The following is a 15912-nucleotide window of genomic DNA, read 5'->3' as shown; positions in this document are numbered from 1 at the left end:
TAATAACCTCCAGGCTATACTTTTTGGTATTCGATCACGATTTTTCCTTTTTTGGATCGACCGATAACCCTATTTAATTTTATTCTACCAAAACCTCGGACCGTAATAAATTCATTTTCCGATAAAACATATGTAGTTTTGTTCACTTCCTGGAAGTTTACGAATACTTTACCAACTAAAATTAATTCTTGTGCTTTAGCACGTGATGTATTAATAACCTTCGCAACAAAAACATCAAGACGTAGAGATGGTATCGTATTTCTCACAGTAGGGGTGTCAATAACCGGATCAACAATTTGATCAAATCCAATATTTTTAAAATTTAAAACATTATTATTTATTCTCAACGAATCATTGAGAATAAATTTTACAATCGATTGTTTCACAATCATCTGAACCGTTTGGGAATTGATCAAAATGTCTCCAATCACATCACGGTTTAATCCTTTGTGCATCAAACTTCCCAAAACTTGCCGATGTGTAGGCTCAAAAAAATTATTTATCTCAGCCTCAAGAGCCGCTAACTCAAATCTTTGACAATCAACATCCTGTCTATCATCCAAAGGTGAGACAAAAACAGCTTTTCTTTCAGCTAACGAATATCCACCCCAAAATTCGACTTTAACGTTGCGACTATTTTGATCCCACAAATTTTGTTCAACTGGATTCAAAAAATTGCTAACGTAATTTCGCTCCTTTGAGCGAACCATCTCAACAATGTTGTAGATTTTACTAGTTGAATAATCTTTTTTTGCCATCAACTATCCTAGCAAGATAACCCGGAAAATCATCGCCCATAATTTTCTAATAACCTCGCACAAGAAAATTCCAATTATTGGTGAAAAATCTAGACCCATAATTGGTGGAATAATTCGCCTAATCATATTCTCCAATGGATCACTAAATCTTCTTAGAAGTTCACCAAACCGTGAATTATAAAGATTTGGTACCCACGATAAAAATGCACTTACAACAATTACCAACATGTAAATATAAATTAAACGATCACCAATTTTATAAAGTAAAACAAAAAATTCTTGACCCAAAAAATTACTCGCTATCGCTTAAATTAGCTTGAACTTCAAAATTATTAGGAGTACACAAATAAATTTGAGGACTAACCTTTTGGGTTACTCCGTCCATTGCGCAGGTTGCACCACTTAAAAAATCAATAATTCGTTTAGCTTGTTCAGCTTCAATTTTCTCAAAATTAACGACAATTGCAAAATTATCTTTTAATTTATTAACAATCTCAGCTGCATCACTATAAATACGTGGTTCAACCACAATAATCCGATTTTGAGCCATAACTGATTTTTTGGTCCCTTTTTGTTTGTTCATGGGAATTACTTTGTTTCTTGGCTCATCTTCAAGAGATTCTTCTTCAAAAGATTCCTCTTCATAATCTTCTTCGTCTTCAGAACCAAAAATATTTTTTAACAAACTTTTATTAAAAGCCATCTCTAACCTTTCTATACTTATCTGTGATTATTTCTTCTTAAAAAAGGTGGAACATCATCATCATCGTCATCATCATGATCAATTGGAGCTTGACCACCTTGAAATACTTCAAAATCAGGTTGATTGTATGACGAACGATCTTGCTCACTTTTATTATCTACTGTCGATGAATTAGAACTTTGATTAGAAAGCACCTGGTTATCTTGCCAATCAACAACCTGATTGTTTGTCTTATCTGAAGATGAATGTGAAGTTTCCTGTCTTCTTGGGCTTCCTTCAGAATCAATTCCTGTAGCAATCAAAGTAACCTGAATTTTATCTTCAAAGTTTTCATCGATTGAAGCTCCAAAAATCACGTTGACATCATTCGATGCTCTTTCAGCAACCGTATCAGCAGCCGCCTGAATATCGAAAATGGTCAAATTACTACCACCGACAATATTAAGTAAAACTTGTTTTGCCCCAGTAATATCACTTTCGAGTAATGGAGATGCAACAGCTGCTTGAGTTGCCTCGTCAATTGCATTGTCTCCGCTACCAGATCCAATTCCAATTACTGCTGTTCCCTGATTTTCCATCACAGTTCTTACATCATTCAAATCAAGATTAACTAATCCTGTTTCAGTAATCGTATCTGTAATTCCTTCAACCCCTTGCCGCAAAACATCATCTGCAACTGAAAAGGCTTCTTTTAATCCTGTTTTCTTATCAACAATTGATAACAAGTTGTCGTTAGAAATTACAACTAAAGTATCAACATTTGATTTCATGGCTGCAATACCGGTCATTGCAAACTGAGCTCTCTTTGACCCTTCAAATTTAAACGGCCGCGTGACAACTCCAACTGTTAATGCTCCAAGATCTTTAGCAATCTTAGAAATAACTGGGGCAGCGCCTGTGCCAGTTCCACCGCCCATACCAGCCGTTACAAAGATCATATCTGCTCCCTGAAGAGCATTTCTGATCTCTTCTTCGCTTTCAAGCGCCGCTTTTTGACCAACCTCTGGGTCAGATCCCGCACCAAGTCCACTGGTAATTTTTGGCCCCAGCTGAATATGTTGGTTTACTCTTGAAGAGGATAATGCTTGACGGTCAGTGTTAGCAACAAAAAACTCGACCCCTTTAACTCCTTCTTCAACCATCCGGTTAACTGCATTACCGCCGGCTCCGCCAACACCAATTACCTTGATCTTAGCGCCTTGTTGTTTTTCCGTTGTTTCCTCTTGATTATCCATTACTCCTCCACATTACTCAAATAAATTACGCAACCATTTACTTATTGAAGATATAATACCACTCTTTTTTTGGCTTTTAACCTTCTTGGGTTGAGAATTTTGGTCAATTTGCAAATTTTCTACCTGTTCAACCTCAACTTCTGTTGGAATTCGAGGTTGAACATTTTTAATATGATTAACATCTAAAGAATTTTCCAAGATCCGCTGGACTCGGGGCAATTGCCAGGTATGGATCACCATTCCATAGACAACTGTGTAAATCCGATTTCTCAGCCCAATCTGATTTGGCAAATAAACTTTAACATTTTTATCCAGAATTGAACTAATTTTTTTCTCAGTTCCAGGCAAAGCCGTATTTCCACCTGTAATCATGATTCCCCCTGGCAGGTCAAAAGCATGAGTTGCGATTAAAACCTTTTTTACTTGTTCAAAAATCTGCTCAAAACGAGCACTTATGATTTCTGACAAATACTTATCTCGCGTCTTAATTTCTTTCGATTGGTCAAGGGTTTTGATCACAAATGACTCATCATTTTTAATTTGCTGAGTTTTCAGACTTCCATAATCTATCTTAACAGATTCGGCATCTTTTTCACTGATTCGCAAAATTTTGGAAATATCATTTGTTACATTTTTGCCGCCTTCAAAAATTGTATCATTTCCAATCAATAAATTATTTTGAAAAATGCTCACGCTCGTTTGCCCACTACCAGCATCAATAACGATCGCTCCCATCTCTCTTTGCGCTTTATTTAACGCAACTTCTGCTACTGAAACTGGATTTAAAACTAAATTCTTGACTTTAAATCCAGCACCTTCAACACATTTTAAAATGTTACGAAAGATCGTACTTGGAATGGAATAGACTAGGCACTTAAGACTTAATCTGGTTCCAATCATCCCTAGAGGATCACTGATACCATTAAAATTATCAACCGAAAAGTTTTCAACGGCAATCCCGACAAAATCACGATCGCTTGTCCGATGTTCTTTTAGCATTTGTCCAACCAACTGTTGTAAATCATTTTCATTTACTTCACGCGGACTTTTGCTTAATTCAAACGATCCGACTAACTTTTCAATTGTTAAATAACCAGTGGGAATTCCCACTGTGACTTGATCAACCGGCACTTGCGTTTTCTTATCAAGATCGGCTTTGGCAGTCAAGATATCATTGATGGTCTGATCAATATCAACAACCATCCCCTTATTCATACCTTGTGATTGAGCAATACCAACCCCAATAACATTAATCTGCTTGTTGGCTGCTTTCATCGCAATAATCTTGATAAAGGAAGTTCCTAAATCAATCCCAACAAATGCCTGAGAATCATTCTCCAAATGATCGGCCTCCTACGGATTTTACTAGACTCATTCTAACACATGAAAAAAAAACTTTTCACTCTATTTTGCTGCTTTTACAAAAACTCCAACTTCCAAATCAATAATCAACTTTCCTTCCTTGCCCTTGATTAAGAAAGAATAGTCAGCAATTTTCTTCTGAATTGTGGTTAAATCCCCAATAACTAAATTACCATCATTCATATTTATTGTAATTTGATTAGGATTAACTTTTGAGTGGGTTAATTTTATCTCTGAAATATTACTCTTAACAGAAGGCGTTATTTTTTGATAAATTTCAGCAATTTGTTGAATTTGTTTCTTTGTTGAAAATTGATCAAAAATCGGACGATTCTGGTGAACCTTGCTTTTCAAGTGCGGATCTACAGCTCCGTTAGTTAAAACCGAACGAAAGCGATCTTTAACTTGGATATAACCAACAACATCAAACTCAGTAACTTTAATACTAACACAATTGAATTTATTTACACTTAACGTAATTTGATTAATCTGTGGAAGTTCAGATTTTACTCTATTTTCTATTTTTTGATTGCTAAGAAAAACTTTAAACATGCTTTCTCGCGCTTTCAATTCACTTGCATCAATTATTTCTTGGCTTGGAACCTCCTTATTTCCCTCAACACTAATAATTTTAATCAAATTTAAACCGTACAAGAAATAAATACAGACTGCAATCCCGATTAAATTTAGTAAGATTACTGAACCCAATCGTAAAATATAACTATTTTTATCTTTGCTAAAATCATTATTCTTTCTTTGCTTTTTCATCCACCAATTCTTTCATGACCTTAATAAACTGATCAGCTGCATCTCTTTGTCCCAGCTCAAAAGATTTCTCTTTCATCTCCTTCAAACGAATCGGATCTTGAATTAAAGAATTTATCAATTCATACAATTCAGGCGACGATAATTCGTTTTCGGGTAAGAGAATTGAAGCATTAACATCGGAAAGAGATTTTGCATTATAAGTCTGGTGGTCATGAGTTACATTAGGACTCGGAATCAAAATTGCTGGAACTCCAAGAGCGGTTATTTCAGCAATTGTTGTCGCTCCTGAGCGAGAAACAATCAAAGAGATTTGGGGTAAAAGCTGGGTCATTTGATCAATGTAAGGACAGATATCCACGTTTTCTTTTTGTCCAAGCTGCTTTAAAACATCTCGGTGTGAGTCGTAATATCGGCGTCCAGTCGCAAATATCAACTTAAAATTTTCAAAATCATATTCTGAAATCAATTGTTGAGTTATCTCATTAATCTTTAAGGCGCCCAGAGAACCACCAAAAATTAAAACTTTTGGCAGTGAGTTTTCCTGCGAATTTTCCTGCATCGAGGCTTCATAAATTTCTTGAGAACGAGGATTTCCAGTCCTCACAATTTTTGAAGCGGGAAAGTAGTTAGCAGCCTCGGGGTTAACAATTGCAACTCGATCAACTTTCTTGCCCAACCACTGATTAGTTAACCCTGGATATGAATTTGGCTCAAAAATGATCGTTTTAACTTTCATTTTTGCCGCTTCGAAAATTAGCGGAGCTGAAACGTAACCGCCAGTTCCAACTACAATATCTGGCTTAAATTTTTGAAGCAGTTTCTTTGATTGAGGCAAGGCCCGTAAAAATTTAAATCCGGTTTTTAAGTTATCAAGCGACAAAGAGCGTCTTAAGCCCTGAACATCAAGTGAAACAAAAGGGATCCCAAGTTCTGAGGTCAGCCTCTTCTCTAATCCTCGATCGCTTCCAACAAAAAGAATTTCTGAATTCGGACAATTTTGCCTTATTTTTTCAATTAAGGATAAGGCAGGATAAATATGTCCCCCCGTGCCTCCTCCCGTAAAAATTACTTTCATTTTTCTAGCTCTCGATACATTTTCTTAAACATTTTACCCCGTTCTTCAAAGCTTTTAAATTGATCCCAACTAGCACTCGCTGGTGATAAAAGCATTGTATCCCCTGCTTCAAGATGAGTAACTCCATCATTAAATGCCTCTTGCAAAGTATTGTTCATCACAATTTTAATGTTGCTTGAAGCAATTATTTTTTGTAAAATCTCTCTGTTTTCACCGAATAACTCAACTAATTTAACATTTTTTAAATGCTGTGCCAAGGCAGAAAAATTATCTCCCCGATCCATCCCACCTGCTAAAAGCACGATTGGCGCGTTTAAGCTATCTAAAGCAACGATTGTTGCCTCCTCATCAGTCGCCTTGGAGTCGTTGTAAAATTTACAAGAAAATTTTTCTCCCACGTATTCCAAACGATGCTCCACACCTTTAAAAGTTTGAGCTACCTTCTTAATAACTTGATTTTCGATACCTAGCAGCTTAGCAACTGTTGCAGCGGCAATAAAATTTTCTAAATTATGTTGCCCACGGATTAATAAATCTTCAATTTTGCAAATTTTTTCATCCTTGTAATAAATAGCTCTGTCAGATACATAGACAACAGCTTTTTGCGGGTTAGTTTGGGCACTAAAAAATATCAGTTGCGACTTTGCTTCTTTCAAGTAAGGATTCAAATCTTGATGATCGCCATTGACCACCAGAAAATCAGATTTAATCTGATTGGCAAAAATAAAAGATTTTGCCGCCAAATAATTTTCAAAGGAATGGTGGTGTTCTAAATGATGGGGGAAAACATTTGTTATCACCGCGATCTGGGGATGAAACTCCTGGGTAAATTCTAATTGAAAACTTGATGCCTCCACAACAATATAATCGTCGCTTTTTGCTTCTTGGACGACTTTTGAAAAAGGAATTCCGATATTACCTGCTTTAAAAGCATGACCACCTTGAGCCAGCTTGATCATTTCATAAATCAAAGTCGTCACGGTCGTTTTTCCATTTGTGCCAGTCACTGCGACCAAGTGAGAATCACAAAAACGAGCAGCAAGTTCCAATTCTGTCATAATCGGGATTTGGAGTTTTTGGGCAGTTTCCACGTACCAATTTTCTAAAGGAATTCCCGGGCTTTTAATTAATACATCCAAATGAAGCTTGGCTAATTCTTCTGCAGATTGACAATTAATCATTGTTCCAGATGCTTGAGAGTTACTCTGATCATCATGGTAAAAAATTTCTGCTCCGGCATGTTTAAGCAAATCAATTGCCGCCAAGCCGCTAAGGCCAAGTCCCAATACCAAAATTTTCTTATTTCTAAACGAACTGATGTTTTTCAATGTTAAACCTTCATCAAAATAATATATGTAAGTGCCACAATCAAAGTCAAAATATAACTAAAATAATTTATTTTTTCTTCTGACCAACCAGATAATTCCAAGTGATGGTGCATTGGAGCCATTTTAAAAACTCGTTTACCAGTAAAATGATGATAGCCAACTTGGATAATATCAGACAGCGTCTCGCCTACAAAAACTAAACCGACAAATAACAACGACCAAATCATTCCCAGTTGAATCGATGAAGCGGCAAGAAAAGCTCCAATTGCGAGCGATCCTAAATCGCCCATGAAAATTTTCGCAGGTTTAAAATTAAACCAAAGAAAAGCAACGAGCGTCCCAAAAAGCAATGAACCAATTATTAAAACCGACCAATTTCTTTTAGCAAATGCTACAATCAAATAAAACGAAATGACAATTAGTGAAGTTCCTCCTGCTAAACCGTCGATACCATCAGTTAAATTTACTGCATTTGAAAAACCGACCACCCAAATTAAACAGAAACCCAAAACTAACACAACGAAAAAACCTTTGTAATCACGCCAAGGCTGAACAGGGGAAATGAATAAATAGATTAAGCCCAACAAAAGTTGAAGAACAAATTTATCTCTGGCCCTTAAACCTAAATTTTGTTTTTGCGAAACTTTTTTAAAATCATCAATAAACCCAATTCCCGCAAAAGCCACTAACACAAAAACTATGCTGATCAAGCCCCTAACTTCTTGGGATAATATCAAACGGTACAAAACAATTCCAAGACCAACAACGGCAGGGATTGCGATAAACAATAAACCTCCCATCGTCGGTGTTCCGGCCTTGGTTTCATGCCAAGTCGGACCATCTTCTTTAATTTGTTGGACATCCTTGCTTTTTTTCAGAATTTTAATAAAAGGGGGATAAATGATGAATGCCAGTCCAAAACCCAAAATCGTTAAAGAAAGCAAGAATGCGTTATGCTCCATCAAAAGAAATACAGTACTATAGACTATTAAAATAATTTTAAATAAACGATTATTATTGATCTTCATTGATATTTTCTTTCAAATCCACGGTAATATTTTTTACAAAATCAATTGAACTGCCAGCACCCAAACTTTGATGAGTAACGTAGCCACTTCCATTAACTTTAATTGTTTTACCAGTTATTTGGCCAAACTTAATGACGTCGCTCTTAGACCAGCCTGTCAAATCAGGCATTGTCATCGCACCATTGGTCAGTAAAATTACTTTTTCACCCGCTATTACCCGAGTTTTAGGCAAAGGCAGCTGTTGAACTACTGAATTTCCCGTCCCAATGATTTCTACTTTTAATTTTTTTTGCTTTAATTCTTCAGCAGCCTCCTGCGGATTCTTAGTTGAGAGATCAGGAGTTACGATTTCTGAATTACTTAAAGTTTTATAAGACCGATTGTAAGATAGTGAGTACTTAACCAATGGAACGAAAACCTCACTTAGCATCTGTTCAGGCTGCTTTGTAACATTTTGCGGTTTTTTAAGTGAAACATAGAGAATGTAGCGTGGATCGCCTGCTGGATAAATTCCCATCACTGAGTACAGATAATCATTTTTGCCTTTCAGATAACCGGCTCCGTTTGATTGAGCTATTTCTGCTGTTCCTGTTTTAACCGCCACATCAACATCATCAACTGCATAAACTTTGCCGGTACCGTATTTTTCCGTAACCACTCGCCGCATTTCATTTATTGTTTCGCTTGCAGCTTGACTACTAATTGGTTGGCCCTTTTTTATTACTTTAAATTTCTTAGTTTCCCTCGTATTAGGATTATAGATTTTATCCACAATTTGCGGTTGAACCATTTTCCCACCGTTTGCAATCGCACTATAGGCTTGTATTAATTGCATTACTGTTACGTTAATCCCTTGTCCAAAAGAAGTTATCGCTTGATCAAGCGGTTGGGCAAATTGCAGGGAACCTGGATTTTCGTTTGGTAGAGTGATACCCGTTTTTTGGGTAAAACCAAAGCGATTAATATAGTCTTTCCAACGATCAGATCCAATTTCCTTTTCCAGAGTAACAAATCCCACATTACTCGAGCGAGCAAAAGCTTGCGACATTGGGATCACCCCCCAGCCAGAACGCTGCCAGTCATAAATTACGTTTGGTCCAACCTTAACCGAACCAGAATCGTAATATTGATTAGGGTTATAAACTCCCAGGTCAATTGCTGAACTCAAAGTCACTGCTTTAAAAACCGAGCCTGGCTCAAATCCATCTTCTACTAAATTGTCACGCCACATTTCTGAGAGACCTTTTAAAGTATTTGTATCGAATGAAGGGCGCTGAGTAGCTGCAACAATCTTGCCTGTTTTGGCTCCCATCAAAACTGCATCCATCGCCAAAGGCTGATAATTAACATTAATTTCATTAACTAATTTTTCTAAATACTTCTGAATATCTGTATTTAAAGTTAAATAAACATCCGATCCATCCTGGGAATTAACTCGATCTTCAATCGTTCGATTACCAAAAGAGGCACGCAAATTAGCTTTTCGTTCAATATACCCATTTTTTCCAGTCAGCTGTTTATTAAACTCCTGCTCAATTCCCAGGCGACCAACTAACTGGGGAGCTAGTTTTTCTGAGTCTTTGTTGTCCAGATCAGCAATTCCCACAATCTGGGAAGCAAAAATTCCCCCATTATAAAGACGTGATGGCCGTCTTAAAAATTCAACGCCAGTAATGTGGCGAGTTTTAATTTGTTCTTCAATTCGCTCTTTGGTTGAAACTGGAATATTATCGCCACCAGCTCCGAAACGAATTTGATAACCTTTTAGCTTTAACTGCTTGTTAATTAATTCTTTGCTGACTGGCAAATTGTCACTAATCAGCTGAATAATTTTTTCTTTATCGGTCACATAAAGTGGAATCTGCCGATCACCTTCCTGCTTTTTGCCTGCCCTTTTATCTGTAGTAACAGTAATTGTAAATTTACTGGAATCTTGCGAGATCACATTTCCAAGCTGATCAAAGATTCGTCCTCGATTGGCTGGTAAAATAGTCTTAGATTGATGAAGGTATTCTTGCTTTTGATTTAGATCAACCCCGCTTGCTCGATGAGTCGCAACAATCCAGACAAAACGTCCAACAAAAATCAAGAAAGTAATTACCACTATTGAGAGAAAAAATAAACCGAATCTTCTTCGGTTACGATAAGATAACTCACGGTGAGCATTATGAATAACCCGCTTTTTCATAAACTACTTCATCACATTTTGAACCCGATTTTCATCTAACTGAAAACCATATTCTTGCGCTAATTTCTCTAACCTTGAGCTATTTGTTAAAACTTGAACCTCAGAATTTAAATCCTGATTTTCTTGCTTAACTGTTTGAATTTGATTATTAACGTTATCGATCTGATAACTAATGGCAGAAGTCTTATTTCTTCCCAGGCAAATAATAAATAACCCTACAATAACCGATCCACAGCAAAGAAAGATTAAAAAGCGCTCAAAGAAACTAACTTTAACTGAACCAACACTAACATCTTTAGCAGCCGAGCGCTTTGCTTCGGCTGTTTTTGTCCCAATCGAATGATCAGGCAATGCATTTACTGGTATCGAATTACCGTTAGCACCATTAGCACCGCGATAAATAATATCTGAATCAATACTATTTTGTCTCATTATTTCACCTAAAACTGATCTTTCTAACTTTCCTAGCTATTCTTAGGCGAGCACTATGTGCGCGTCGATTTTGTTCTAATTCTTCTGTCGATGGTTTAATTGCCCGTTTATGAATAATTTCAAGCTCGGGCTTAACTTCTTCGGGAATGATCGGAATTCCCTTTGGATAAGGTTTCATTCGCGCCAGACTTCTAAAAGTTTGAGATACTAACTTATCTTCCAATGGTTGAAAAGTTACAACAGAGACAATTCCTCCAATTTCTAAAACTTCTAACGCTTGTTCTAATCCTTGTTTTAATGAACCATATTCATTATTAACTTCAATTCGAAGTGCTTGAAAATAACGTTTAGCCGGATGACCTTTTTTCCGTTTAACAGCCTCTGGCAAGGTATTTTCAATAATTGTCACCAAATCTATTGTATTTCGAATTAATTTTTTCTGGCGACTTGTTACAATTGCTTGTGCTACTTGATAAGGAAGTGGTGCATTACCAAACTGCTGAAAAATTCTTTTTAGCTGTTGGGCACTATAAGAATTAACCACCTCAAAAGCGGTTAATTCTTGGTCTTGATCCATTCTCATATCCAATGGTCCCTCAAAGCGGTAGCTAAATCCCCTTTTAGGATCGTCAAATTGGGGTGAAGAAACGCCTAAATCAAATACAATTCCTTTAATTGGAACTTGGATTATTTCGGCTAACTGCCCATAATTTGCTTGAAAGATTTTAAGGCGACCATCAGTAATTTCTTTAGCAAAATGTTTTTTGCCATAATCAATTGCTTCTCGATCTCGATCAATTCCAATCACCTGGCCATGAGTAATGTGGCGTAGCATTTCTCTTGTATAGCCGCCTCGACCAAATGTTGCATCAACATAATTAGAATTGGAATCAATGTTTAATGCCTCAACTGCTTCATTTAGTAGGACACTGCGATGAATAAACTCAGTCAAAATCAATATCCATCAATTTTTCTGAAATATCACTAATTTGAATTGTCATTTCTTCATCAACCTTTTCGTAAGTTTTGGCATCCCAGATCTCTACTCGAGAGTTAACACCTAAAATCACACAATCTTTATCCAAATTTGCGAAAGTAATTAGGTTTTGTGGTAAATTAACTCGACCTTGTTTATCAATTTCGCATTCGCTAGCTCCCGAGTAAAAAAAGCGACTAAAGGACCGGGCATCTTTTTTAGTTAAAGACAAAGTTGCCAATTTATCAACCAAAAGATCCCAAGATTTCTGTGGATAGATAAATAGACATCCATCCATTCCTCTAGTAACAATAAATATTTTACCAAGTTCATTTCGAAAATTGGCCGGAATAATAATCCGGCCTTTTTGATCTAATGAATGGCGAAATTCACCCATAAACATAGCTAATTACCCTCAAAAAAATTCTACCACAACCCTCCACTTCTCACCACGAGCAGAATCGATGTAACATAATTTTAACAAGAGAACGCCTGTTCTGAAAGACACTTACTCCACACCCGACAAGGTCTCAGCAAATACCAATTAAAATAAATTACTTAACTATTAGGCCGATAACAAAAAAAATTAAATACCACCAAAGAAGTAAAAAATTTAAAATTCGACGAATTTGTTTGATAAACCGTCGATAATTAAATGAATGAAAGGTTAGGCTATAAGAAATCGCAAAAATTATCGCAAAAATAAAAAACAAAAGAAAAAATACTGGTAAAATAGAATTTACGTATTTATCTTTTGTTTCCATAAACAAAGCGACGGTCAGCGGGGCCCAGACCCAATGACTTAATTTAACTTTGTACCTCGGTGCAATATTGATTAAAAAGATATTGATCGTACCGATTAAAACAACAAAAAGGATTAAAAGGATCAAACTCAGTAATTGAATTTTTGACATTACCTACCACTTAAACTAATATTTTTGATAAAATAAATTCCAAGGAAAAAAATTATGAAGAAAAAAACAAGTAAATTTCAAAGAATAACGACAATCGCAGTTTGGTTAATGATCATTGCCACAATTTCTGGCATTGTCCTCTCGGTCGTCGCAACAATTACTCAATGGTAATTATTTTTCAAATAGACTCGGACGAATTGCGTAGACGAGAATTAGGCACACGGCCGCAACGGCAAATGTTGCCAAAAAACTCGGTAACGTATAAAGAAATGCTGCAACCCAAATACCTCCGTGTTTAGGAAGCGTAAGGTATTTAGCGAAGAAGACGGCTGAGGCTGCCATGTGACAAAAATATTTTGCTAAACCACCAATAAAAATCCCGAGAAAGATAAAAAGTACGGAAAATGCGTGCTTTTTTTTGTTGACCGATAACTGTAGCGGCAAGTGAACAAGTCCCGCAAGGCCAATAGCTGTAAATGCTAAGATATACTCCAAAAATGCTTGTGATGGCGCAACTATATTGTTACTTCCAATTCCTCTTAAGAATAAGTCCAAAATCCCGAAAATAAAACCTGAAAGCAAACCGCTAGCAATCCCCCTTTTTAATGCCAAAAACACAATTGGGACAAATCCTAGGGAGATATTAATTGCTGAGCCTGCCCCCAAATTAGGCTTTAACATATTTAAAACCATTGCTAAAGCGGCAAAAAGTGCATCTTCCACGATGAACTTAATCGACAAAACACTTTCTTTGTTACTATCTTTCATTTTTTAATTCCAGCTTTTTCTGATAATACTCAACGATTTTAATCATTGGCAAGTATAAAATAACAAAATATATCAGATTAGTAAACAGCGTTACTGGTAAATAGAGCGAAATATATTGCAGTAACATCACATCAGTTAATCTCAAATAACTATTGAGCAAATAATAGATCGTACAAAATAACGTCATCGACAAAAAAAACGACGAAATAATGTAGATAAAATTATTAGGCAGATGATTTACCAACCATCGTAAAAAAATGGCAGCAAACACGTAAGAAATTGCATAAAAGCCAACAATCCCAGAATAAAAGAGATCCTCAACTAATCCAATAATAAGTGCTACCCAAAAAAAGTTAAAATTAATTTCAAAAGTTAAGATAGTGAGCCCTGCCAAAGCTCCTACCCATGAGATGCGTTCAGCCATAACCCAAGGAAAGGAGCGAGATATAAAACTAACTGCTCCATCAAGCAAAACTAAAATATACAAAAAAATAAAAGCTAGCGCGCTAATTTTAAAAATTAATTTTCTCGACATTTAATCTCCAACCGTCCGATCAATCACCGTTACCACTGAAAAATCATCAATATTGGTTGCTGATTTAACATAAATCATCGTTGAAAGTCCATAATCTTTTTTCTCAACTTTACTAACTTTACCAATCAGTAACCCTTTAGGAACAACTCCTCCTAAACCGGAAGTAAGAACTGAATCTCCCACCTTGACTTGAGCATTTGAAGAGACATCGCCAAAAACTAACGCATCTTCACTTTGGGAAAAACCGGTGATGACACCATTAATTATTTCGCCGCTATCGTTGGTAATCTGAGCCGCAAAGTGATTTGCCAATTTACTGTTTGAAGAAATCAATTCAACCTTAGAAGTAAAATCATTTACTTCCATCACCCGACCTATCACACCTGAACCAGACATCACGGGCATATTTTTCTTCACTCCATTGACACTACCCCGATTAATAATTAACAAATCTTGCCAATTAGAAGGAGAACGAGAGATTACCGCCGCTGTTATTTGCGAATAATCTGATAAAGTAGCATTTAACTGGAGCTCTTTTTTTAACTCTTTATTTTCCCGCTTTAAAACCGCTAACTTTGCTTGATTTTGCTGCAGCTCATCAATTTGCTTTTTTAAACGCTTATTCTCGTCATAAGTAGAAATTAACTCATGCTGAAATTTAAACCCGTTTTTAATTAAACTACTCGGTTCATTCACCACATATCCGCTTACGCTAATAACATCATCAGTGATCCTCAAAAGATATGGCGGTGTCTGCGCATAGTTAAGAATCCGAATCGAAAATGCAATCGATGCAGTGGCTAAAATAAACGATATTAAAATTACAATTAATCTTTTATTTGAAAAAAGTTTTGGCATTTGCTCTTATTTCTTTTTACTAGTTATTAATTCTTCCCAACCACCAATTACTGCACTATCAACAGGGTTAATTGGTGTTAAAACTGGCAAGTTAGTTTCTTTCATCAAGAATAATGGCAAGTCATTTAAAAGCGATCCACCACCATTCAAGATTATTCCATACTTCATTATATGATTTTGAATCACAAGCGGAAGCTTTTTGATAAATTCTTTAATTTCTTGACTCAAATTTCTAATCAATTGGCAATAAATTTGATCAATTAACTGACTAGAAATATTTAAATAGATTGGCAGGCCGGTCTTAACTTCGATCGCTTTAACTTTAATCGTAGTAACTTTTTTGCCAGTTGTTCCAAAATTTCTTTTCAAATACTCGGCAGTATTATTACTTAAAATTGCTCCGTAATTATTAATGAATTCTTCTTTGATTAAATAATTAAATCGATCACTTCCACTACCAATTAGTCTCACTCGCAGCCTATCACCCACAAAACTTGCTAAACTAGTTTGCCTGGCACCTAGATCAACCAATAAATATTGACTGACTTTGAGCATTTCATATTTTTCCAGATAAACTGCAACTGCATGCAATTCTTCATCTACGTAAACTTGATTGACCCCTAAAGCTAAAAGATCCTCTTTTAAAAGCTCTTTTAATCGACGGTTAGGAAAATTAGGAATTGAAATCATTAATCTTATTTGATCTAAAGGTCCAAATTTCATTAAGAGATTTTTGATGAAATAAAGTAATGCATCATAATTTTTTAAAAAATTTCTTTTGAAAGGCCGAATATTAATCCGACTCGCTGGTGAGCGTCCTACTAATTTCTCTGCTTCTAAACCATAAGATATAAACTCTTTTTGTCTTAGATCATAGGCTACCACTGTCGGTTCTTTCAAAAGATTGTCAGTTTTGTCATACTTAACAGTAGTATTGACCGATCCTAAATTCAAAGAAATATTTCTATATCGACGTTTAAACAT

19 protein-coding genes are annotated in these 15912 nt (G+C 35.9%); 1 reads left to right on the top strand and 18 read right to left on the bottom strand.

Translation table 11 applies throughout. The features are described from left to right. Positions 1 to 14: 14 nt before the first annotated feature. The 14 genes from R8495_RS03725 to R8495_RS11140 form a co-directional block, all read right to left on the bottom strand. Positions 15 to 758: a YlmH/Sll1252 family protein gene (locus R8495_RS03725; RefSeq protein ID WP_317636224.1), complete on the bottom strand. Its 744-nt coding sequence runs from the start codon at positions 756 to 758 to the stop codon at positions 15 to 17. Positions 759 to 761: 3 nt separating this feature from the next. Then, on the bottom strand, positions 762 to 1046 hold the full coding sequence (locus R8495_RS03720) for a YggT family protein (RefSeq protein ID WP_317636223.1): 285 nt from the start codon (positions 1044 to 1046) through the stop codon (positions 762 to 764). Between the two features lie 4 nt (positions 1047 to 1050). Beyond that, entirely contained in the window at positions 1051 to 1461 is a 411-nt protein-coding gene (locus R8495_RS03715; RefSeq protein ID WP_317636222.1) for a cell division protein SepF, read from the bottom strand. Positions 1462 to 1478: 17 nt separating this feature from the next. Next, complete coding sequence (gene ftsZ / locus R8495_RS03710; RefSeq protein ID WP_317636221.1) at positions 1479 to 2696, bottom strand: cell division protein FtsZ; 1218 nt, start codon at positions 2694 to 2696, stop codon at positions 1479 to 1481. 12 nt (positions 2697 to 2708) lie between these two features. Next, on the bottom strand, positions 2709 to 4037 hold the full coding sequence (gene ftsA / locus R8495_RS03705) for a cell division protein FtsA (protein WP_317636220.1): 1329 nt from the start codon (positions 4035 to 4037) through the stop codon (positions 2709 to 2711). A gap of 63 nt (positions 4038 to 4100) precedes the next feature. Beyond that, the gene (locus tag R8495_RS03700) at positions 4101 to 4826 is read right to left on the bottom strand and encodes a cell division protein FtsQ/DivIB (RefSeq protein ID WP_317636219.1); all 726 of its coding nucleotides are present in this window, start codon (positions 4824 to 4826) and stop codon (positions 4101 to 4103) included. Then, positions 4804 to 5901, bottom strand: coding sequence for an undecaprenyldiphospho-muramoylpentapeptide beta-N-acetylglucosaminyltransferase (gene murG / locus R8495_RS03695; RefSeq protein WP_317636218.1), 1098 nt, complete (start codon positions 5899 to 5901; stop codon positions 4804 to 4806). Before murG ends, R8495_RS03700 begins: the two co-directional genes overlap by 23 nt. After that, positions 5898 to 7229: a UDP-N-acetylmuramoyl-L-alanine--D-glutamate ligase gene (murD, locus tag R8495_RS03690; protein ID WP_317636217.1), complete on the bottom strand. Its 1332-nt coding sequence runs from the start codon at positions 7227 to 7229 to the stop codon at positions 5898 to 5900. The genes murG and murD overlap by 4 nt, the downstream gene beginning before the upstream one ends. A gap of 2 nt (positions 7230 to 7231) precedes the next feature. Then, entirely contained in the window at positions 7232 to 8257 is a 1026-nt protein-coding gene (mraY, locus tag R8495_RS03685; protein ID WP_317636216.1) for a phospho-N-acetylmuramoyl-pentapeptide-transferase, read from the bottom strand. Continuing rightward, entirely contained in the window at positions 8244 to 10445 is a 2202-nt protein-coding gene (locus R8495_RS03680) for a penicillin-binding protein (protein WP_317636215.1), read from the bottom strand. The genes mraY and R8495_RS03680 overlap by 14 nt, the downstream gene beginning before the upstream one ends. A 3-nt stretch (positions 10446 to 10448) precedes the next feature. Next, positions 10449 to 10877 carry a cell division protein FtsL gene (gene ftsL, locus R8495_RS03675; protein ID WP_317636214.1) on the bottom strand — a complete coding sequence of 143 codons (429 nt, stop codon included), beginning with the start codon at positions 10875 to 10877 and terminating at the stop codon, positions 10449 to 10451. 4 nt (positions 10878 to 10881) lie between these two features. Continuing rightward, the gene (gene rsmH / locus R8495_RS03670; protein WP_317636213.1) at positions 10882 to 11829 is read right to left on the bottom strand and encodes a 16S rRNA (cytosine(1402)-N(4))-methyltransferase RsmH; all 948 of its coding nucleotides are present in this window, start codon (positions 11827 to 11829) and stop codon (positions 10882 to 10884) included. Continuing rightward, positions 11822 to 12256, bottom strand: coding sequence for a division/cell wall cluster transcriptional repressor MraZ (mraZ, locus tag R8495_RS03665; RefSeq protein WP_317636212.1), 435 nt, complete (start codon positions 12254 to 12256; stop codon positions 11822 to 11824). Before mraZ ends, rsmH begins: the two co-directional genes overlap by 8 nt. Positions 12257 to 12407: 151 nt before the next feature. Continuing rightward, positions 12408 to 12767, bottom strand: a complete 360-nt coding sequence (locus tag R8495_RS11140; RefSeq protein ID WP_425613254.1) for a DUF3397 family protein — start codon at positions 12765 to 12767, stop codon at positions 12408 to 12410. Between the two features lie 54 nt (positions 12768 to 12821). Between R8495_RS11140 and R8495_RS03660 the strand changes: the two genes are divergently transcribed. Further along, on the top strand, positions 12822 to 12938 hold the full coding sequence (locus R8495_RS03660) for a DUF4044 domain-containing protein (protein ID WP_317636211.1): 117 nt from the start codon (positions 12822 to 12824) through the stop codon (positions 12936 to 12938). Here R8495_RS03660 and thiT read toward each other — a convergent pair whose 3' ends face one another. From thiT to R8495_RS03640, 4 genes are read right to left on the bottom strand one after another with little or no spacing between them, the layout of a single operon-like run. After that, positions 12939 to 13535, bottom strand: a complete 597-nt coding sequence (gene thiT / locus R8495_RS03655; RefSeq protein WP_317636210.1) for an energy-coupled thiamine transporter ThiT — start codon at positions 13533 to 13535, stop codon at positions 12939 to 12941. Beyond that, a complete protein-coding gene (locus tag R8495_RS03650) occupies positions 13525 to 14070 on the bottom strand; it encodes a hypothetical protein (protein WP_317636209.1) in 546 nt (181 codons plus the stop codon). Before R8495_RS03650 ends, thiT begins: the two co-directional genes overlap by 11 nt. Next, positions 14071 to 14928, bottom strand: coding sequence for a rod shape-determining protein MreC (mreC, locus tag R8495_RS03645; RefSeq protein WP_317636208.1), 858 nt, complete (start codon positions 14926 to 14928; stop codon positions 14071 to 14073). 6 nt (positions 14929 to 14934) lie between these two features. Next, positions 14935 to 15912 carry a rod shape-determining protein gene (locus tag R8495_RS03640; protein ID WP_317636207.1) on the bottom strand — a complete coding sequence of 326 codons (978 nt, stop codon included), beginning with the start codon at positions 15910 to 15912 and terminating at the stop codon, positions 14935 to 14937.

The sequence above is a fragment of the Xylocopilactobacillus apicola genome (assembly GCF_033095985.1).
GTDB classification, from domain to species: Bacteria; Bacillota; Bacilli; order Lactobacillales; family Lactobacillaceae; genus Xylocopilactobacillus; species Xylocopilactobacillus apicola.
This window is presented reverse-complemented; position numbering and strand designations above follow the sequence as displayed.